Genomic DNA, 20,144 nt, shown 5'->3' with positions numbered 1-20,144 from the left:
GGCGCAGCCTCGGGGCCCCGGAGGCGTGGGGCCGGCACCTGACATGCCGTCGGCACCGGCCCCACGTGCCGGATCAGACCCGGAGCTCGCTCCTGGCGGGCGCGTCCTTGCGCCACAACCAGCGGGCGATGAGGGCCAGTCCGGCGACGAGCAGGACCAGCATGACGGTGCCCAGGTTGAGACCCACCCCGTGGATGAAGAGGTACGCGACCGCACCGCCCGCGAAGCAGTAGTAGGTGGTCACGATGATCGTCTTGCGCAGCAGGTCGCCTTCGCGCCCGAGCAGGCCCACGGTGGCGGAGGCCGCCACGATGTTGTGGATCGCGATCGGGTTGCCACCGGCCCCACCCACAGCCTGGGCGGCGACCACGAGCTCGGGCCGGTCGAGTCCGATCGCGGCACCGGTGGAGAACTGGAACTGGGAGAACGTCAGGTTCGACACGGTGTTGGACCCGGCCACGAAGGCACCCAGCGCGCCGATCCAGGGGGCGATCACGGGCCAGGAGCTGCCCGAGATCGCGGCGGCCCCCTCGGCGAGGGTCACCGGCATGCTGGAGAGCCCCGAGTCGTTGAGGGCCGGGCCGGACTGGATGAGCACGCGCACCAGGGGCACGGCGAAGAGCAGGGCGGCGGCGGTGCCGGCGAGCTGGCCGGCCGAGATCTTGAGGGTCTGGGCGATCTCGCGGGAGTTCATCCGGTGCAGTAGGTAGGCGAAGGCCGAGGCGAGGATCAGCACGAAGCCGGGGAGGTAGAACGGCTGGACAGTGGTGGTGATCTCGGTGCCCAGGATGTTCTCGAACGGGATCGCCAGGCCGGTCAGCCATTCCTTCAGCGGGGCGATGACACGGGTGGCCACCAGCAGCCCCGCCATCAGGGCGTAGGGCGCCCAGGCGCGGACCGTGCTCATGTGGGTGGAGACGTCGGTGGCCTCGGCCGGTTCGATGGTGCCCATCCAGCGGGTGGGCCAGTCGGCGCGCGGGCCGAACTGGAAGGTGTCCTTGGGCATGAGGAAGCCGCGGCTGGAGGTGAACATCACCAGCACCATGCCGAGGAGCCCGCCGAACATTGAGGGGAACTCGGGGCCGAGGAAGCGGGCCACCAGCACGTAGGGGACGGTCATGGCCAGGGAGGCGTAGACGGCGAAGGGCCACACGGCCAGCCCGTCGCGGAAGCGCCGGTCGGGGCCGAAGAATCCGGTCAGCAGGGTCACGAGGATCAGCGGGATGAGGATGCCCACGATCGCGTGGATGGCCGCGGTGTAGAAGCCGATCGAATTGATGAACTCGGGCATGGTCACACCCAGAATCTCGACGCGCTGAGCGACCGCGGGGTCCCCGCCCAGGCCGTTGGCGACCCCGACGAGGATGGGCGTGCCGACCGCCCCGAAGCTCACGGGGGTGGACTGGACGATGAGGCCGATCATGACGGCGGCCATCGCGGGGAAGCCCATGGCCAGCAGCAGCGGGGCCACGACCGCGGCGGTGGTGCCGAAGCCAGAGACGCCCTCGATGAAGGAGCCGAAGAGCCAGCCAATGATGATGGCCTGGATCCGCCGGTCGGCCGAGATGTTGTTGAAGCCAGCGCGGATGGTGGCCATGGCCCCGCCCACGGTGAGCGTGGCGAGCAGCAGCAGGGCGCCGAAGACGATGTAGAGCATGGTGATGGCCACGATCAGGCCCTCGATGGTGGCGGCCAGCACTCCGGTGAAGCTCATCTGCCACACGGTCAGCGCCACCACGACGGCCGCGAGGTAGCCCACCGGCATCGCGAACTTCGCCGGCCAGCGGAAACCGGCCAACAGCACACCCACCAACAGCAGGGGCAGCAGAGCCAGAAGGCTCAGGACAGCGAGATTGTCCACGGACAGATCCTTTCTGGGCCCTGCCCCGGAGGATCGCGGGTGCCGGGTCGGGCCGGGTGCGTGGTACGGGCTGGGTCGAGGTTTCCGGGACGCGATGCGTAGCTCATCCCGGCCCCAGTGATCTCGATGCGCTCCCCTGAGAGTTGCGGAGAGCAGTACAGACCTGGTGTCGGTCGGGTGGTCGTTCGGTGCTTCCCGCATACGAGTTCGGGAAGGACCTCACACGCGACCACCGTATGGTCGGACCACAATGGTCTGACCACGAAGAGTACATGAGCCAGGTCACACCTCCAACCCCTGCGGCGCAATGTTTTCGCCGCCTGCCGCCCTGATTGTGTGGTGCGGCTCATAGTCCTACTATGGTCAGACCACAGGCGGTGCGGTGTCCTCGCATCGACCCTTTTTCCTTCTTCGCCCGTCCTCGTTCTCCTGTTCCCGGAGGTCCCATGAGAATCGCCCTGTTCGCCACGTGCATCGTGGACGCGATGTATCCGCGGGTCGCGCTGGCCACCGTGCGGGTGCTCGAGCGGCTCGGCCACGAGGTGGTGTTCCCGCCCGGTCAGGGCTGCTGCTCCCAGATGCACGTCAACAGCGGCTACTTCGACGACGCCCTGCCCGTGGTCCGCAACCACGTGAAGGCCTTCTCCGCCGCGGACTACGACGTGGCCGTGGCGCCGTCGGGCTCCTGCGTCGCCTCCCTGGGCCACCAGCAGCCGATGATCGCCCGCGCCGGCGGCGACGAGACCCTCGCCCAGGAGGCCGCAGCCGTGGCCGCCACCACCTACGAGCTCTCGCAGCTGCTGACCGACGTGCTCGGCGTCCACGACGCGGCCGCGCAGCTCGGCTCCTGGTTCCCCCACCGGGTGACCTACCACCCGTCCTGCCACGGGATGCGGCTGCTGCGCCTGGGGGACCGGCAGAAGGACCTGGTCGCCTCGGTCGGGGACATCGACTTCGTCGAGCTGCCCGACGCCGAGGAGTGCTGCGGCTTCGGCGGGACCTTCTCGTTCAAGAACCCGGACGTCTCCGCCGCGATGGCCGAGGAGAAGATCGACAACATCGTCTCCACCGGCGCCGAGCTGTGCACCGGGGGAGACGCCTCCTGCCTGATGCACCTGGGCGGGGCCATGGCCCGCCGGGGAACGGGTGCGGGCACCGTCCACTTCGCCGAGATCCTCGCGTCCACCCGCGAGAACCCGCTCGAGGTCTCCGGGCCGGTCGAGCTGTCCATCCCGGGGCCCGGGGCGCGCCGCACGGCGTCGTCCTCGGCCCCCCGCACGACCGGAGGAGCTCGATGAGCCGCACGGCCCTGGGCATGCCCGCCGTCCGCCCCGTCCACGGCCAGGGGAACCTGCACGCGCAGACCGCGTTCCCCGCCGCGGCGAAGGCCGAGATGGGCAACACGCAGATGCGCGCCAACATCCGCCACGCCACCCACACCATCCGCGGCAAGCGCGCCGCGGTGACGGGCGAGCTGCCCGACTGGGAGGAGCTGCGCTCCGCCGGCTCCGCGATCAAGGAGCAGGTCATGGCGAACCTGCCGCACCTGCTCGAAGAGTTCGAGCGCAACCTCACGGCCCGCGGCGGCACCGTGCACTGGGCACGCGACGCCGAGGAGGCCAACCGGATCGTCACCGAGCTCGTGCAGGCCACCGGGTCCACCGACGTCATCAAGATCAAGTCCATGGCCACCCAGGAGATCGGCCTCGAGGCCCACCTCGAGGAGCACGGGATCACCGCCACGGAGACGGACCTGGCCGAGCTGATCGTCCAATTGGGCCACGACAAGCCGTCCCACATCCTGGTCCCGGCGATCCACAAGAACCGGCACGAGATCCGCGACATCTTCCTGGCCGAGATGGCCGAGACCGACGAGACGCTCACGTCCGAGCCCCGGGACCTCGCCGAGGCCGCCCGCACCCACCTGCGGGAGAAGTTCCTCTCCACCTCCGTGGCGGTCTCCGGGGCGAACTTCGGCGTGGCCGAGACCGGGACGCTGACCGTGGTGGAGTCCGAGGGCAACGGCCGCATGTGCCTGACCCTGCCCGAGACCCTGATCACCGTGATGGGCATCGAGAAGATCGTGCCCACCTTCCAGGACCTCGAGGTGTTCCTGCAGCTGCTCCCGCGCTCCTCCACCGGGGAGCGGATGAACCCCTACACCTCGATGTGGACCGGCGTGACACCGGGGGACGGCCCCCAGAACGTGCACGTGGTGCTCCTGGACAACGGCCGCACCGCCGTGCTCGACGACCCCGCCGGGCGCTCGGCGCTGCACTGCATCCGCTGCTCGGCGTGCCTGAACGTCTGCCCGGTCTACGAGCAGGCCGGCGGTCACGCCTACGGCTCCACCTACCCGGGGCCCATCGGGGCGATCCTCTCCCCGCAGCTGACCGGCATCACCTCCGAGCAGAACGCCTCCCTGCCCTACGCCTCCTCACTGTGCGGGGCCTGCTACGACGTGTGCCCGGTGAAGATCAACATCCCCGAGATCCTCGTGCACCTGCGCGACGAGGACGTGCGCAGCAAGCCCACCCCCCGGGTGCCCTCCCAGATGGATTTGATGATGAAGGGTGCTTCGGTGGTGATGTCCTCGGGCACCCGGATGGGGTTGGCCGAGAAGGGTCTGCCGTTGGGGAGGGCGGTGGCGGGCAAGGATCGGGCGATTTCCTGGTTGCCCGGGATCGCCGGGGGCTGGACCGATGAGCGCGACATCCCCGCCCCGCCGAAGGAGTCTTTCCGCCATTGGTGGGCCAAGCACGCCGAGGAGACCCAGGAACGGGTGGCCGCCGACGGCGGCCCGGCCGCCGGCCCGGATGCGGGCAGTACCGCACCGGATGGGGCCGAGACCGACACCGAAGACGACGGGGGAGCACGATGAGCGAGGCAAAGACCGAGATCCTCAACCGGATCCGCGGGGCGCTGCATGACGCGCCTACCCCTGCACCGGCGCAGCGCACCTATCGCCGCGTCTCGGAGCGTGCGGCTGAGGAGGTCGTCGAGATGCTCGTGGACCGGCTGGTCGACTACAAGGCCGCGGTGCACCACGAGACCCCCGCCTCCCTGCCGGGGCGGATCGAGCAGCTGCTGGGGGTCTCCGCCCGGTATGTGGTCCCGGCCGGTCTGGACACCGCCTGGTTGCCGCAGGACACCGCCACCCGCCGGATGCTGGTGGATCCCAATGACGCCCGCGACCCCTCGGCCCTGGGGGTGCGTGAACTCAACGCCGTGGACGCGGTGGTGACGTCCTCGACCGTCTCCTGCGCCGAGACCGGCACCATCTTCCTCACCGGCCGTCCCGAGGAGGGCCGGAGGGCGATCAGCCTGGTCCCCGACCACCACATCTGCGTGGTGCCGCTGGACTCGGTGGTCGAGCTGATCCCCGAGGCCCTCGCCCTGGTGGAGCCCACGGCCCCGGTCACCATGATCTCCGGGCCGTCCGCGACCTCGGACATCGAGCTGGAGCGGGTGGAGGGCGTGCACGGGCCCCGGACGCTCGACGTGATCCTACTCGGCTGACAGGCCCGGATGGCGCGTGAACCGCAGCACGCGCAGACGCACCGTCGCGGATCCGCTCGGCACCCCGGCCCCATCGCGGCCCCGAGGGCCCGGGTCTGCCCTGCCCGGGCACGGCGGCCCCTGCCGTGCCCGGCCGTTTCTCCTTCGCAGTTGACCTTGTCAGAAATTCACAACACAGCACCCAGGCCTCCAGTGGAGCGTCCAGGTGCGGAACGGGTGTCAATGTTCTCCAAGATCCTGGTGGCCAATCGCGGCGAGATCGCGATCCGTGCTTTCCGTGCCGCCTACGAGCTGGGCGCCAAGACGGTGGCGGTGTTCCCGTACGAGGACCGCAACTCGATCCACCGGCAGAAGGCCGACGAGGCGTACCGGATCGGGGAGGAGGGCCACCCCGTGCGGGCCTATCTCGACGTCGAGGAGATCGTCCGGGTGGCCAAGGAGTCCGGGGCGGACGCGATCTACCCCGGCTACGGGTTCCTCTCGGAGAACCCGGACCTGGCCCGTGCCGCCGCGCGCGAGGGCATCACCTTCGTCGGCCCGCGGGCCGAGATCCTGGAGCTGGCCGGCAACAAGGTCGCGGCGCTGAAGGCGGCGAAGCGGGCGGGGATCCCGACCCTGGCCTCCACGGAGCCCTCGGCGGACCCCGAGGAGCTGCTGGCGCAGGCGGAGGGCATCGGGTTCCCCATCTTCGTGAAGGCCGTGGCCGGTGGCGGGGGCCGCGGCATGCGCCGGGTGGAGACCCCCGAGGCGCTGCCCGAGGCGCTGGCCGCCGCGATGCGCGAGGCCGACACCGCCTTCGGCGACCCCACCGTGTTCCTGGAGCAGGCCGTGCTCCGGCCCCGCCACATCGAGGTGCAGATCCTCGCCGACAACGAGGGCGGGATGGTGCACCTGTTCGAGCGCGACTGCTCCCTGCAGCGCCGGCACCAGAAGGTCGTGGAGATCGCCCCGGCGCCGAACCTCGACGAGGGGATCCGCCAGGCCCTGCACCGGGACGCGGTGAAGTTCGCGAAGGAGCTCGGCTACGTCAACGCCGGCACCGTGGAGTTCCTGGTGGACACGGCCGGGGAGCGGGCGGGTCAGCACGTGTTCATCGAGATGAACCCGCGCATCCAGGTGGAGCACACGGTGACCGAGGAGATCACCGACGTCGACCTCGTCCAGTCGCAGCTGCGCATCGCCTCCGGGGAGACCCTGGCGGACCTGGGCATCGCCCAGGACGAGCTGGCCGTGCGCGGGGCCGCTCTGCAGTGCCGGATCACCACCGAGGACCCGGCCAACGGGTTCCGCCCCGACGTCGGGAAGATCTCCGCCTACCGCTCCGCCGGCGGCGCGGGGGTGCGCCTGGACGGCGGCACGGTCTACGCCGGGGCGGAGATCTCCCCGCACTTCGACTCGATGCTGGTGAAGCTCACCTGCCGGGGCCGGGACTACGCCACCGCCGTGCACCGGTCCCAGCGTGCCCTGGCCGAGTTCCGGATCCGCGGGGTGTCCACCAACATCCAGTTCCTGCAGGCCGTGCTGGCCGACCCGGAGTTCCTCGCCGGCAACGTGGCCACCGACTTCATCGAGCGCCGCCCCGAGCTGCTCGAGGCCCGCACCTCCGGGGACCGGGCCACCAAGGCGCTGACCTGGCTGGCCGAGGTCACGGTGAACCAGCCCAACGGGGAGCGGGTGGAGGGCATCGACCCGCGCACCAAGCTGCCCCGCTACCCGGGCGACAAGCAGGACGAGCCGTTCCGCTCGCCCTTCGACGGACCCTCCGAGCACACCCCGCCGCCGGGGTGGCGGCAGCGGCTCGTCGAGCTCGGCCCCGAGGGGTTCGCCCGGGCCCTGCGGGAGCAGCAGGCGGTGGCGGTGACCTCGACGACGTTCCGGGACGCCCACCAGTCGCTGCTGGCCACCCGGGTGCGCACCCGGGACCTGCTGGCCGCGGCCCCGGCCTACGCCCACACGCTGCCGCAGCTGCTGTCCGTGGAGGCCTGGGGCGGGGCGACCTACGACGTCGCGCTGCGCTTCCTCGGCGAGGACCCGTGGGAGCGGCTGCGGTTGCTGCGGGAGGCGATGCCGAACATCCCGATCCAGATGCTGCTGCGCGGGCGCAACACCGTGGGCTACACCCCGTACCCGACCGAGGTGACGGACGCGTTCGTGGCCGAGGCCGCGGCCACCGGGGTGGACATCTTCCGGATCTTCGACGCCCTCAACGACGTGGAGCAGATGGCCCCGGCCATCGAGGCCGTGCGCAGGACGGGCACTGCGGTCGCCGAGGTCGCCCTGTGCTACACCGGGGACCTGCTGGACCCGGCCGAGGACCTCTACACCCTGGACTACTACCTGGAGCTCGCCCAGCAGTGCGTCGACGCCGGGGCCCACGTGCTGGCGATCAAGGACATGGCCGGGCTCCTGCGCCCCGCGGCGGCGGCGAAGCTGGTGACCGCCCTGCGGGAGCGCTTCGACCTGCCCGTGCACCTGCACACCCACGACACCGCCGGCGGGCAGCTCGCCACGCTGATGGCCGCGATCGACGCGGGCGTGGACGCGGTGGACGTGGCCGAGGCCTCGATGGCCGGCACGACCTCCCAGGTGCCCGCCTCGGCGCTGATCGCCGCCCTGGCCCACACGGACCGGGACACCGGCATCCCCCTGGAGGCCGCGACCGCCCTGGAGCCCTACTGGGAGGTCATCCGCCGGATGTACGCCCCGTTCGAGTCCGGGCTCACCGCCCCGACCGGGCGCGTGTACCGGCACGAGATCCCCGGCGGGCAGCTGTCGAATCTGCGCCAGCAGGCCATCGCGCTGGGACTGGGGGAGCGGTTCGAGGCGATCGAGGACATGTACACCGCCGCCAACGCCATGCTCGGCAGACTGGTCAAGGTCACTCCCTCGTCCAAGGTCGTGGGCGACCTCGCCCTGCAGCTGGTGGGCATGGGCGTGGACCCGGCCGAGTTCGAGGCGAACCCGCAGAAGTTCGACATCCCCGACTCGGTGATCAGCTTCCTCGCCGGGGAGCTCGGCACGCCTCCCGGCGGGTGGCCCGAACCGTTCCGCTCCAAGGCCCTGGAGGGCCGCAACGTGCGTGTCGGGATCACGGAGCTGGCCCCGGAGGACTCCCAGGCCCTGGCCGGGGACTCGGCCACCCGCCGTGCCACGCTGAACCGGCTGCTGTTCGCCGGCCCGACGCGGGACTACGAGGCCAGCCGGGCGAAGTACGGCGAGCTGGCGCTGCTGCACACCCGGGACTTCCTCTACGGGCTGACCTCCGACCGGGAGCACGTGATCTCCCTGGGCAAGGGGGTGCGGCTGCTGGTGACCCTGCAGGCCATCTCGGAGCCGGACGACAAGGGCATGCGCACCGTGATGCTCACCCTCAACGGCCAGCCCCGGATGATCGAGGTCCGCGACACCTCGATCACCTCCTCGGTGCCCGAGACCGAGAAGGCCGACCCCACGGACCGCGGCCACGTGGCCGCCCCGTTCGCCGGGGCGGTGACCGTGACGGTGGCCGAGGGCGACACCGTGGAGGCGGGCGGCCAGGTGGCCACCATCGAGGCCATGAAGATGGAGGCCTCCATCACCGCCCCCACCGGCGGCACGGTCGCCCGGGTCGCACTGACCGGGGTCACCCAGGTCACCGGTGGGGACCTGCTGCTGGTCCTGCGCCCCACCAACTGAACCCTTCACAACCCCGAACCACCCCGTCCCCTGCCCCCTGCTCTGGGCCCCCTGTCCCGGCAGGAGCTGGTCGGCCCTGACCGCTGATGTTCCTGCGGCCGGCCCGGCGGGCAGAACCGATCTTCAATCCACTGGCACCCCGCCTGGGCGGCGCCCACCGAAGGAGTTCTCCTTGACCTCTGTCCTTCCTTTCACCGACATCGACCTCTCCGACCTCGAGGAGGTCGGCGGCAAGAACGCCTCTTTGGGTGAGCTGATCCGCAACCTCAGCAGCGCCGGGGTGCAGGTCCCCGGTGGCTTCGCCACCACAGCCACCGCGTTCCGCCAGTTCCTGGCCGCCGACGGCCTGGACGACCGGATCGCCCAGACCCTGGAGGGCCTGGACACCGCCGACGTGACCGCCCTGGCCGCCGCCGGTGCGCACATCCGATCGCTGATCCGCAACGCACCGCTGCCGGCCAGGCTGGAGGCCGGGATCCGGGATGCCTACGAGAAGCTGGCCGGAACCCACCCGGCAGGGGTGTCCTGGGCAGTGCGCTCCAGCGCGACCGCCGAAGACCTGCCCGACGCCTCCTTCGCCGGACAGCAGGAGACGTACCTCAACATCCGCGGGGTGGGGAACGTGCTGGCGGCGGTCAAGGACGTCTTCGCCTCCCTCTACAACGACCGGGCGATCGCCTACCGGGTCCACCACGGCTTCACCCACGCCGAGGTCGCGCTCTCGGCCGGGGTACAACGGATGGTGCGCTCCGACGTCGGCGCCTCGGGGGTGATGTTCACCATGGACACCGAGTCCGGGTTCACCGACGCGGTGTTCATCACCTCCTCCTACGGGCTGGGGGAGGCGGTGGTGCAGGGGGCGGTGAACCCGGACGAGTTCTACGTCTACAAACCGGCCCTGGCCGCGGGGCGGCCCGCGGTGCTCAAGCGCGGGCTCGGAGACAAGGCCCTGCAGATGACCTACACCGACTCCCAGGAGCTCGGGGAGACCGTGGGATTCGTGCCCGTGCCGGATGAGCAGCGGGGGCGGTTCAGTCTCACCGATGCGCAGGTGGAGCAGCTGGCCCGCTACGCGGTGGCGATCGAGGAGCACTACGGCCGTCCGATGGACATCGAGTGGGGCCTGGACGGCACCGACGGGAACCTTTATATCCTGCAGGCCCGCCCCGAGACCGTGGTCTCCCGCCGCGGGGCCGGGGCCGTGGCCCGCTACCGGCTCCACGAGACCGGCACGGTCCTGGTCGAGGGGCGGGCCATCGGCCAACGGATCGGCGCCGGACGGGTACGGGTGCTGGAGTCGGTCGAGCAGATGGCCTCCTTCCAGGCCGGGGATGTCCTGGTGGCCTCGATGACGGACCCGGACTGGGAGCCGATCATGAAGAAAGCCGCCGCGATCGTCACCGACCGCGGCGGGCGCACCTGCCACGCGGCGATCATCGCCCGGGAACTGGGCATCCCCGCCGTCGTGGGCGCCGGGGACGCCACGACAGCGCTGGCCGAGGGGGACCCGGTGACGGTCTCCTGCGCCGAAGGCGAGGCGGGCCTGGTCTATGCGGGCCTGCTGGACTACACCGTGGAGGAGACCACCCTGGGCGCGATGCCCGAAGCACCGCTGAAAGTGATGATGAACGTGGGCACCCCCGAGCAGGCGTTCTCCTTCGCTCAACTGCCCCACCACGGGGTGGGCCTGGCCCGGTTGGAGTTCATCATCAACCGCCAGATCGGCATCCACCCCCTGGCCCTGCTGGCCGTGGAAAACGGGTCCCCGGATCTGCCCGCCGAGGTCGCCGGGCAGATCCGGGAGCGGATCGCCGCCTACCCCGGACCCCGCCAGTTCTACATCCAGCGCCTGGCCGAGGGCATCGCCACGATCGCCGCCGCCTTCGCCCCGGAGCCGGTGATCATCCGGCTCTCGGACTTCAAGTCCAACGAGTACGCCAACCTGCTCGGCGGCCCGCAGTTCGAGCCCGACGAGGAGAACCCGATGCTCGGATTCCGGGGCGCCTGCCGGTACCTCTCGGAGAGCTTCCGGGCCGCCTTTGAGCTCGAGTGCGAAGCGGTCGTCCACGCCCGTACCACCATGGGACTGACCAACATCAAGCTCATGGTCCCCTTCGTGCGCACCCTCGACGAAGCCCAAGGTGTGATCGAGCTGCTGGCCGCCAACGGCCTGCACCGCGGGGTGGACGGGCTGGAGATCGTGATGATGTGCGAGCTGCCCGCCAACGCCCTGCTGGCCGGGGCGTTCCTGGAGCACTTCGACGGGTTCTCCATCGGCTCCAACGACCTCACCCAGCTCACCCTGGGCCTGGACCGCGACTCCGCCCTGGTCGCCTCCTCCTTCGACGAACGCGACCCGGCGGTGAAGAAGCTGCTGGAAATGGCCATCACCGCCTGCAAGGAGCGCGGCAAGTACGTCGGGATCTGCGGCCAAGGCCCCAGCGACCACCCCGAGCTGGCCGCCTGGCTGCTGGGCCAGGGCATCGACTCCGTGTCCCTGAACCCCGACGCCGTCGTGGACACCTGGCTGGCCCTGGCCGCCACCACAGCAGAGCCGGCCCTGTGAACACCCTGGTCCTGGCGCCGCCGGCGCCAGGACCAGGGCACCAACCCCCACCCGGACCACCGGACATCCCCACGAGAAGACAACGGAGGCACCCGTGACCGATTCCTGCCCGGTGGCGTTCTTCGTCTCCGACAGCACCGGCATCACCGCCGAGACCCTCGGCAACACCCTCATCACCCAGTTCCCGGCCCAGCGCTTCGAACGCCACACCGTGCCCTTCCTCACCACCGCCGAGCACGCCCACCAGGTCGCGGCCCGGATCACCACCGCCGCAGGAACCGGCCGCACCACCGTAGTGTTCTCCACCGTCGTGGACCCGCACCTGCGCGGCATCCTCGAGGCTGGCGCCGGATACTTCGTGGACCTCTTCGGCTCCCACATCCACCAGCTCGAAACCGCCCTGCACACCACCGCGAACCCCCAACCCGGCAGGGCCCACGGGCTCGGCGACGCCATCCGCTACCAGTCGCGGATGACAGCCGTCGAGTACGCCATGGAACACGACGACGGGCAATCCATCCGCGCCCTGGAACGGGCCGATCTGATCCTCATCGCCCCCTCACGCTGCGGCAAGACCCCCACCAGCATGTACCTCGCCCTGCAGCACGGCATCCGCACCGCGAACTTCCCCCTAGTCGACGAAGACTTCGCCCACCGGTCCCTGCCAGCACCCATCGCCGCCTACGCGACCAAGTGCTTCGGACTCACCTCCAAACCCCTGCGACTGAGCCAGGTCCGCCAGGAAAGACGCCCAGGCACCGTCTACGCCTCCCTGCCCCAATGCACCTGGGAACTGCGCAACGCCCAACAGATGTACGCCCTCAACGACATCCCCCACCTCAACTCAGCCTTCATGTCCGTAGAAGAAATTTCCGCCACCATCCTCCAGAGAATGGATCTCCAAGAAACCGGCATCGGCTGAAAACACCGAGGCACCAAGCCGTAGACGCCCCCATGTGTAGGTGCGGCCTTTATGGTGTCTCACGATGTGGACATGTCCCTCGGCTCCTGTATTGATTACTGGTGAGTAAGGTTACTAGTCTGTTTTGCATAGACAAACGTCTAGTGCTCGGCTCCAGGAGGCTCCCATGGCAGGAACGTTAATGAGCGTCGCCACAGGCGCAGGTGGTGTGGCCACTGCGGCGGCCATGATCCAGCTGAGCCTGTCGATCGGCACCAGTGGTGCGCTCGAGCCGGCGGCGATCGCTCTGCTCATGATCGGGGCGGTGGCATTGATCGCTCGTGTCGTCGTGGACTTCGAGTCCCAGTCGCGCCAGCACGTCGATCGGACCAGGGCACAGATCGAGGCCCGCCGACACCACCAGCAACAGCACCTCCTGGACGCACGGTCGTAGCTGCTGCTGCGGCCGTTCGCGTCCCAACATTTAGAGCCACAATGGCAAGTTCCTTTGAGAACTTCTCAACTACGGCTTTAGAAATGGTTTCAATAGTTATGGGTGAGGCATTGAGCGGTGTCCACCCGGCTGGTGATCATGGCTGCTATGACGAGTCAGAAGACCTCCAGGCGGCTGGTCAGCGACCAGTTGTGGGAGTTGCTGGAACCCTTGATCCCACCGCCCCCGCGGGCGAAGAACGGGCGCACCGGGCGACCGCGCGTGGATGACCGAGCGGCCCTCAACGGCATCCTGTTCGTGGCCGAGCACGGCATCGCCTGGAAGAAACTGCCCGTGGAGCTGGGCTTCGGCTCCGGGATCACCTGCTGGCGCCGACTGCGCGCCTGGCAGGAGGCCGGAGTATGGGAGAAGCTCCACCACGCCGTCCTCGACCAGCTTGGGCAGGACGGGGCGCTGGACTGGTCGAGAGCGTCTTTGGACTCGGTCAGTGTCCGGGCGAAAAAGGGGGCGAGCTGACCGGGCCCAACCCCACTGACCGCGGCAAACTCGGCACCAAGTACCACCTGCTGGTCACCGCCGACGGGCTGCCTTTGGCAGTGGCGATCACCGGGGCCAACCGGCACGACTCCATGCTCGTGGAGCCGATCCTGGACGGACTGAGCCCGGTCAAAGGCCCAGTCCGTGGCCGGCCACGGCGCCGACCGGTCAAGTTGCACGCGGACAAGGCCTACGACAACAAGAGGGTGCGCCGCTACCTGCGCCGACGCGGAATTACCGCCCGCATCGCCCGGATCGGGGTGGACTCCAGCGAACGCCTGGGCCGCTACCGCTGGGTCGTGGAACGCACCATCGCCTGGTTGCTGGCCTTCCGCCGCCTGGCCATCCGATACGACCGCAGCGCGGCCACGGTCACCGCCGTAGCGACCCTGGCCATCACCGTCATCTGCGCCCGGCGACTGCCCCGCAAAGACTATTGAAACCACTTCTTACATATGGCCCGGTTAGCGGCGGACCAACCCACGGGGGGTTCCATGAAGGCCTTTGGCTAACTAGCGACCGCCACCGGAAATCAAACCGTAGGTCAGGTCAGGGTGTCCCATTCGTGCGGCAGTCCCTTCTGCGTTAGTGGCGCGGGGGAATCCATCCGTTAAATCGTCGCCGCCGCCTGCCTCCGTGCTGGCTCCGCATGTCCGGAGGCAGGCGGCGCAAACCGCTACACGGAAGAGCTCGGGGCGCCGAAGTAGGCAGACAATCGCCGCGCCCCATCGCGGGCCAGGTCGACGATGCTGGGCGAGTCATCTGGTTCGTGCAGGATGCCTTCACGCAGTCCGCTCACAGACAGGGACGCCATCACATGGCCGCGGTGGTCGAAAACAGGAACTCCGACGGCGGCCATGCCCCGGGTCAGTTCGTCGTCGCTCAACGCGAAGCCGGCATCGCGGATGTCTTTGAGCTTCCCGAAGAACTCAGCCCGGGATCGCGCCCCGAGACTGAAGTCCGGGCTATGGCCCAAGACCACCGCGTAGTCCTCCCACGCCTTGGGGGAGTCGAAAGCCAATAGGGCGCGGGGCGCTGCGCCGATGTGCAGGGGCAAGGAGTTGCCTAGGGTCAAACGGCGGCTGTTCACACGCTTGCCCTCGATCCGCTCGATGCACACGGCACGGGGGCCGCTCCTGATGCACAGGAACACCGTTTCGCCTGTGGCGTCGTGAATCTCTTGGAGTATGGGAAGCGAGGCCCGCCGCAAGTCCAACTGGTTCAAGAGACTCCCCGCGAGGGAGATCATCTTGCTGCCGATTCGATAGGAACCGCGGTGGCCAAGCTGCTCGATCCAGCCGGCTTCAATGAGGCTCGCCAGCATGCGGTAGATGGAGCTAAGGGGTTCGCCGATGAGCTCCGCGAGTCTTGCGGAAGTCGCCACGCGTTCGACAGCCAGGGCGTCCATGAGAGAGGCGGCCTTGGCCAGCACCGATCCGTTCGAATCAGGAGCTTTGAATTCACGGGCTGCGAGTGACGGCTTGAAGTCCGCCATGAGATCAGTCAACGTCTGAGCGGCGGCCTTGAGGACCCTCATGGCTTCCTCCTGCAGGTTGTCTACCTGGTCGACCAAGCCCGCCGCCGTCAAGGCGCCGAATATGCTGCCGTCCGGGTTGAAGACGGGAAATCCCAACGCCGCGATGCCGTCGACAACCTCGTTCGACTCCATCCTCCAGCCATCCCGTTTAGTGCCCTCGACCAGGCGGCGGAGCGTGTCTGCATCCACGGGTGTCCTCGCCGCCAGCTGCGCATAGTGTTCCTGTGCAAGAAGCTCGTCCAGAACCTCGGGCTGCCAAGCCAGCAGCACATGGGAGGCGGCACCTGCGTGGAGGGGCAGAATGCGCCCGGACGAGAGTTCGTGGAGATCAACCTCGGTGGAATCGACCTGCTCCAAGCAGACTGCGGTGTCCTTGCGGGGAATCCAGAAGGCGGACGTGAGGCCGAGATCCGACTGGACGCCCTCAAGTACCCGCTCAAGCGCCGCGTGGTCGACGAGGGCTTCGGTTGCCGCCTCCGCCAGCCTCAAAATGCCGGTGCCCAGCTCCACGAGCCCGCCTGGGGAGCGGCGGAGGATCCCTGACCCCTCCAGCGCGCTGATGATGCGGTAGACCGACGGCCGCGGTTCCTCCAGGGCCTTCGCCAGATCCGCGGGAATCGAGGGGCCGAGGGCGGATACTTCGTCCACCGCCTGCGTCGCCTTGAGCACCAGCTGGATCAGCTTGCCCGTATGCTTCATGCTTGCACTCCTCGGATCGAACTCCTCGCCCGCATGCACTGCGAATGGACGAGAGTCAGCAAGGATGCCGTTCTTGAGTACTTAACTCAGAACAAAAGCGCCGGGCTGTGGACCCTGACAGCGGCTCAGTCCTCCCATTCCTGTGGACTCCCTGTCCAGCGTATGCGACTTGCTGTCCGAGGTGACACCGCTCCGCCGGACGCGAGCCTGTCGAAGTCACGCAGGTCGGTGCGGCGGCGGGCAGATGCACGCTGCCTTCGTTTTCCGGACCGTCCAGCCCGGTGCCGCCCCCGCCCGGCGAAGGGGCTGTCGCAAGACCAGTTTAAGAGTCGATCAGGGCGCCCCTTCTGCGTGCATACAGCCCAGTTAAAGACCCTGGTGGGGTCATTGGGATGCTTCCACTGATGGACTCTTATGGGTGGGGCGGGTCTCGGCGACGGCCAGGAGGCCGCCGGCCAGGAACACCAGGGTGGCGCCGAGGACGACCAAGAGCGGCACGGTCCATCCTCCGGTGCCGGCGTTTAGAACTTGTTTCATAATGCGGTGAGGCGTCTGTGGCAGATCAGCGCGCAGGCCAGTTGCAGCAGTCCGAGATGGAGGTCGGCCCGGCGTTCCCACCGAGTCCGGAGTCGCTTGTAGGAGTGCAGCCAGGCGAAGCCGCGCTCCACCACCCAGCGATGCCGGCCCAGCCCGGAACCATGGGCGACGCCTCGACGGGCGATGCGCGGAGTGATCCCGCGGGCGCGCAGCAGCCGCCGGTACTTGTCGTGGTCATAGCCACGGTCCGCGAACAGTTCCCGGGGCTTGCGGCGGGGCCGACCACGCAACCCGCGGATCGGCGGAATCGAGTCGACCAGGGGCAACAGCTGGGTGACGTCGTTGCGGTTGCCGCCGGTGAGGGTGACCTGTAGCGGGATGCCGTTCGCCTCAACGATCAGGTGGTGCTTGGAACCGGGCCGGCCGCGATCGACGGGGCTGGGCCCGATGTGGTCCCCCCTTTGAGGGCCCGCACGTGCGAGCCGTCCACAGCGCACCGGTCTAGGTCCAGTGCCCCGGCCGCGCGCAGCTCAGCCAACAGCACTTCGTGTACCGCCGGCCACACTCCGGCCTCGGTCCAGTCCCTCATGCGCCGCCAGCAGGTCACTCCGGAGACGCCGAGCAGGTCCCGGGGCAGCTGGTTCCAGCCGAGCCCGGTCTTGAGCACGAACACGATCCCGGCCAGAGCTGTCCGGTCATCGGCGGGCTTGCGCCCTGGGTGCTGGTGGCGCCGGGGTGGGCGTGGTGGCAGCAACGGCTCGACTCGCTCCCACAGCGAGTCCGGTACGAGATCCCCCATCATGCCCACCAGGGTCACCGAGGACCCCGTCAGCACTCAAGGGCTACGTCGAACTCATTATGAAATGACCTCTTAGCGCCCCGACCAGGGGTGGGCCGACCGTGGCGGCGAGGTAGCCGGCGCCCTGGATGCGGGCGGAGGTCGCCGCGGCCTCGGCGTCGGTCCGCACGATGCGTGCGACGATCGAAAAAATCGTGGTGAAGCCCCCGCCCTGGGCGACGCCGCCAATGACGGACCACACGAGGTAGCCCTCGGGGGCGAGCAGCAGCCCGACGGGCAGGGCGATCCACAGCCCTCCGACGAGGACCACCGGCGTCCACGCCGGGGCCCGGTCGGCCAGCAGGGGCACCCCCAGGGCGCCGGCGATGGCGGCGACCTGGAACAGGGAAGCGCTGGCCCCGGAGGCGGCCAGACTCAGCCCCCGGGTGTCGGCCAGCAGGGTGGGCAGCCACGCGGTGACGGAGTAGTAGGAGAAGGCCTGCCCGCAGAACGCCAGCGTCAGCCACCAGCCGATGCGCCGGACCTGGCCCGTGCCCCGGGCCTGCCTCCGCGTCCCGGTGGCCGTGCTGGGTTCGGCCGGGGTGGAGGCCGCGGGCGGTGTGCCGGTCCGGCGGCGCGCCACGACCAGCCAGAAGACGAGGGCCACCACGGTCAGGGCGCCCCAGGCGACCAGGGCCCAGCGCCACCCGACCGCCGCGGCCAGCGGCGCAGTGCCCAGGGCGGTGATCATCGACCCGACGTTGAGGGCGGCGGTGTAGGCGGCGGTCACCGTGGGGATCCGGCGCCAGGAGACGTCGCGGCGGATGATCACCGGGACCACGATGTTGCCCACGGCGATCGCAGTACCGATGACCACGGTGCCGGCCAGGACCACCGCGGTGGGGCCCGCCGAGCGGATCACGGTCCCGGCCAGCACGCCGCTCAGGCACGCCAAGACGGCCGCCTCGGGCCCGAAGCGTCCGATCAGCTTCGAGGCCAGCGGGGTGACCAGTGCGAAGAGCAGCACCGGCAGACCCGTGAGCAGGCCCGCGGTCGCCGCCGAGAGCCCGAGCTCGGACTGGATCTGCGTGATGACGGGGGTCGGGGCGATGATCGGCCCGCGCAGGCTCAGCGCGACGAGCACGATGCCGACGACGACCCACGGCAGGGCGCGCGGCGGGATGGGGAGCGTGCTCATCTCAGTCCTTCTGACCGGGCAGCAGACGTTGGACGGGTCGGCCGCCGGCGCGGCGTCCGGTGATGCCCGGAGGGGACTCGGGCGCGGTGGTCATGACGGCTCCTCGGAGGTCGGGCGGAGCGGGCCCTGCTGAGACCAGTGGATCCGCGGGGGCGAGGGGCGCCCATGGAAGAGGAGGGACAGCCAGCGGCTGTCCCTCCTTCATTCCCAGCACAGTGTGAAGGGCTCATCGCTGGATGGACGACAACGCCCGGCGAGGTCTCATGCGAGCCGGGGAACCCAGCAACTGCACTGTTTGAGATCACCACAGCAGCCCAGTGGTCCCGGGCCGGCCAACCTGGAGAGGTCGGCCGGCCCGGGACGTGGAGCAGAGCCGTGGGGCTCAGGACTGATGGGCGTCGGCGGGCTTGGCGACCTGGTAGATCGCTCCGGTAGAGACGTCCTCCTCGAGATCTTCCAGGGAGCGGGCCCGGGTCTCGGGGACCTGGGTGGCCACAAAGATCAGGGCGAGGACGCCGATGCCGGCGAAGAGGAAGAACGTGCCCGAGATCCCGACCGCGGCAACGAGGGAGGGGAAGAACAGGGCCAGGAAACCGTTCATGGTCCAGCCGAAGAACACCGAGATGCCGATGCCCAGTCCCCGCATGTGCAGCGGGAAGATCTCCGCCAGCCACACCCAGACGGCGACGTTGAGGAACGTCTGCATCGAGAGCACGAAGGCGACCACGAGGACGAGGATCACGATCGGGCGGGCCGGGTGGCCCTCGGGAAGCAGATTGCCGGCGATCCCGATCAGCAGGTGGCAGGTCGTGGTGAGGCTCAAACCGATGATGAAGGTCTTGCGCCGGTCGAGCCGGTCCATGTTGTACAGGGCGATGATGCCACCGATCACCGCCACGACACCGAAGGCGATGTTGGCCAGCACGGCCTGCTGCGCTGTCATCCCGGACTCCTCCAGAATACGAGTGCCGTAGTACATGACGGAGTTGATGCCGGTCAGCTGCTGGGTCATGGACACCCCGATACCGACCAGGATGATCCGCAGCAACCACTTGTTCGTCAGGACCGCTTTCAGCCCGATCTGGTGCGACTGGACCTCGATGGCGGCGATGCGCTCGATCTCCTGCAGCTCGGCCTTCGCGCGATCGGCCGGGCGGACCGTCTCCAGCACCGCCAGAGCCTCGTCGTACCGGCCCTTCTCGGTGAGCCAGCGCGGGGACTCGGGCATGCGCAGCATCCCGATGAACAGTCCGATCGCCGGCAGCGCGGAGACGGCGAACATGATCCGCCAGATGCCCTCCACGACGTCGCCGAGGGTGACGGCGATGACCGCGTTCATCACGAAGGCGGAGAGCTGTCCGAACACGATCGCCAGTTCGTTGCGGCCGGTGATCGACCCGCGGATCTCGTAGGGGGCGAGCTCGGCCAGGTACACCGGCACCACCGTGGAGGCTCCGCCGACGGCGAGGCCGATCAGGATCCGGCCGCAGACCAGGACCGTGTACCCGGTCAGGGAGAACGTTCCCTCCTCAGCAGGTGTGGGGGTGAGGACCACCAGGGCGGTGCCGAGGAAGAACAGCACGGCCAGCAGGATGATCGTCCGGCGCCGGCCCCAGGCGTCCGAGACCCGACCCCAGACCAGGGCGCCGACGGCGGCGGCGAAGATGAGGGAGCTGATCACCACGCCCAGCTGGAGCAGGTTCAGTCCCAGGTCCTGGGCCATCGGCCCCTCGGCGCCGTTCGTCACGCCGGTGTCGTAGCCGAACAGCAGCCCGCCCAGGCAAGCGACGACCGAGATCAGTCCGAGCCGTTTCCGGTGCGGCCCCTGGGTCAACGGCGGGAGGGCGACCCGGGTGCCGTCTGCGGTGTTGTGTGACATGGG

Annotated in this window: 13 protein-coding genes; 8 read left to right on the top strand and 5 right to left on the bottom strand. The window is 69.3% G+C overall.

Annotated features, from left to right (window positions below):
- Positions 1–73: 73 nt before the first annotated feature.
- Positions 74–1,861, bottom strand: coding sequence for an L-lactate permease (locus ACZ2G1_RS10290; protein ID WP_470376682.1), 1,788 nt, complete (start codon positions 1,859–1,861; stop codon positions 74–76).
- Between the two features lie 446 nt (positions 1,862–2,307).
- Between ACZ2G1_RS10290 and ACZ2G1_RS10285 the strand changes: the two genes are divergently transcribed.
- The 8 genes from ACZ2G1_RS10285 (at position 2,308) to ACZ2G1_RS10250 (ending at position 13,953) form a co-directional block, all read left to right on the top strand.
- On the top strand, positions 2,308–3,159 hold the full coding sequence (locus tag ACZ2G1_RS10285) for a (Fe-S)-binding protein (protein ID WP_284563686.1): 852 nt from the start codon (positions 2,308–2,310) through the stop codon (positions 3,157–3,159).
- Positions 3,156–4,742 carry a LutB/LldF family L-lactate oxidation iron-sulfur protein gene (locus ACZ2G1_RS10280; RefSeq protein ID WP_470376681.1) on the top strand — a complete coding sequence of 529 codons (1,587 nt, stop codon included), beginning with the start codon at positions 3,156–3,158 and terminating at the stop codon, positions 4,740–4,742. The genes ACZ2G1_RS10285 and ACZ2G1_RS10280 overlap by 4 nt, the downstream gene beginning before the upstream one ends.
- Positions 4,739–5,380, top strand: a complete 642-nt coding sequence (locus ACZ2G1_RS10275; protein ID WP_109223274.1) for a LutC/YkgG family protein — start codon at positions 4,739–4,741, stop codon at positions 5,378–5,380. Before ACZ2G1_RS10280 ends, ACZ2G1_RS10275 begins: the two co-directional genes overlap by 4 nt.
- Positions 5,381–5,602: 222 nt before the next feature.
- Positions 5,603–9,055 (top strand): pyruvate carboxylase, encoded by a 3,453-nt coding sequence (locus ACZ2G1_RS10270; protein ID WP_470376680.1) that lies wholly within the window; start codon positions 5,603–5,605, stop codon positions 9,053–9,055.
- A 172-nt stretch (positions 9,056–9,227) separates the two neighbouring features.
- Complete coding sequence (gene ppsA, locus ACZ2G1_RS10265; protein ID WP_470376679.1) at positions 9,228–11,621, top strand: phosphoenolpyruvate synthase; 2,394 nt, start codon at positions 9,228–9,230, stop codon at positions 11,619–11,621.
- A gap of 94 nt (positions 11,622–11,715) precedes the next feature.
- Entirely contained in the window at positions 11,716–12,543 is an 828-nt protein-coding gene (locus ACZ2G1_RS10260) for a pyruvate, water dikinase regulatory protein (RefSeq protein WP_109244636.1), read from the top strand.
- Positions 12,544–12,724: 181 nt separating this feature from the next.
- The gene (locus ACZ2G1_RS10255; RefSeq protein ID WP_109221892.1) at positions 12,725–12,976 is read left to right on the top strand and encodes a hypothetical protein; all 252 of its coding nucleotides are present in this window, start codon (positions 12,725–12,727) and stop codon (positions 12,974–12,976) included.
- A gap of 147 nt (positions 12,977–13,123) precedes the next feature.
- Positions 13,124–13,953 (top strand): IS5 family transposase gene (locus tag ACZ2G1_RS10250; RefSeq protein WP_470376678.1). Its coding sequence is split into 2 segments (ribosomal slippage): positions 13,124–13,475 and positions 13,475–13,953, totalling 831 coding nucleotides; the frame shifts between segments, so codons are not numbered across the junction.
- A 236-nt stretch (positions 13,954–14,189) separates the two neighbouring features.
- On the opposite strand, the gene ACZ2G1_RS10245 is transcribed toward ACZ2G1_RS10250, so the two are convergent.
- From ACZ2G1_RS10245 to ACZ2G1_RS10230, 4 genes are all read right to left on the bottom strand, one after another.
- Positions 14,190–15,749, bottom strand: coding sequence for an IclR family transcriptional regulator (locus ACZ2G1_RS10245; protein ID WP_109244631.1), 1,560 nt, complete (start codon positions 15,747–15,749; stop codon positions 14,190–14,192).
- 533 nt (positions 15,750–16,282) lie between these two features.
- Positions 16,283–17,088, bottom strand: a protein-coding gene (locus ACZ2G1_RS10240; RefSeq protein ID WP_470376661.1) for an IS5 family transposase whose coding sequence is annotated in 2 segments (ribosomal slippage) — positions 16,283–16,749 and positions 16,749–17,088 — 807 coding nt in all. Because the reading frame shifts where the segments join, the coding sequence is not laid out codon by codon here.
- Between the two features lie 40 nt (positions 17,089–17,128).
- Complete coding sequence (locus tag ACZ2G1_RS10235) at positions 17,129–18,262, bottom strand: MFS transporter (protein WP_470376677.1); 1,134 nt, start codon at positions 18,260–18,262, stop codon at positions 17,129–17,131.
- Positions 18,263–18,644: 382 nt separating this feature from the next.
- A complete protein-coding gene (locus ACZ2G1_RS10230; protein WP_470376676.1) occupies positions 18,645–20,141 on the bottom strand; it encodes a sugar porter family MFS transporter in 1,497 nt (498 codons plus the stop codon).
- Positions 20,142–20,144 lie beyond the last annotated feature (3 nt).

This window comes from Kocuria sp. KKT182, from assembly GCF_055635395.1.
This window is presented reverse-complemented; position numbering and strand designations above follow the sequence as displayed.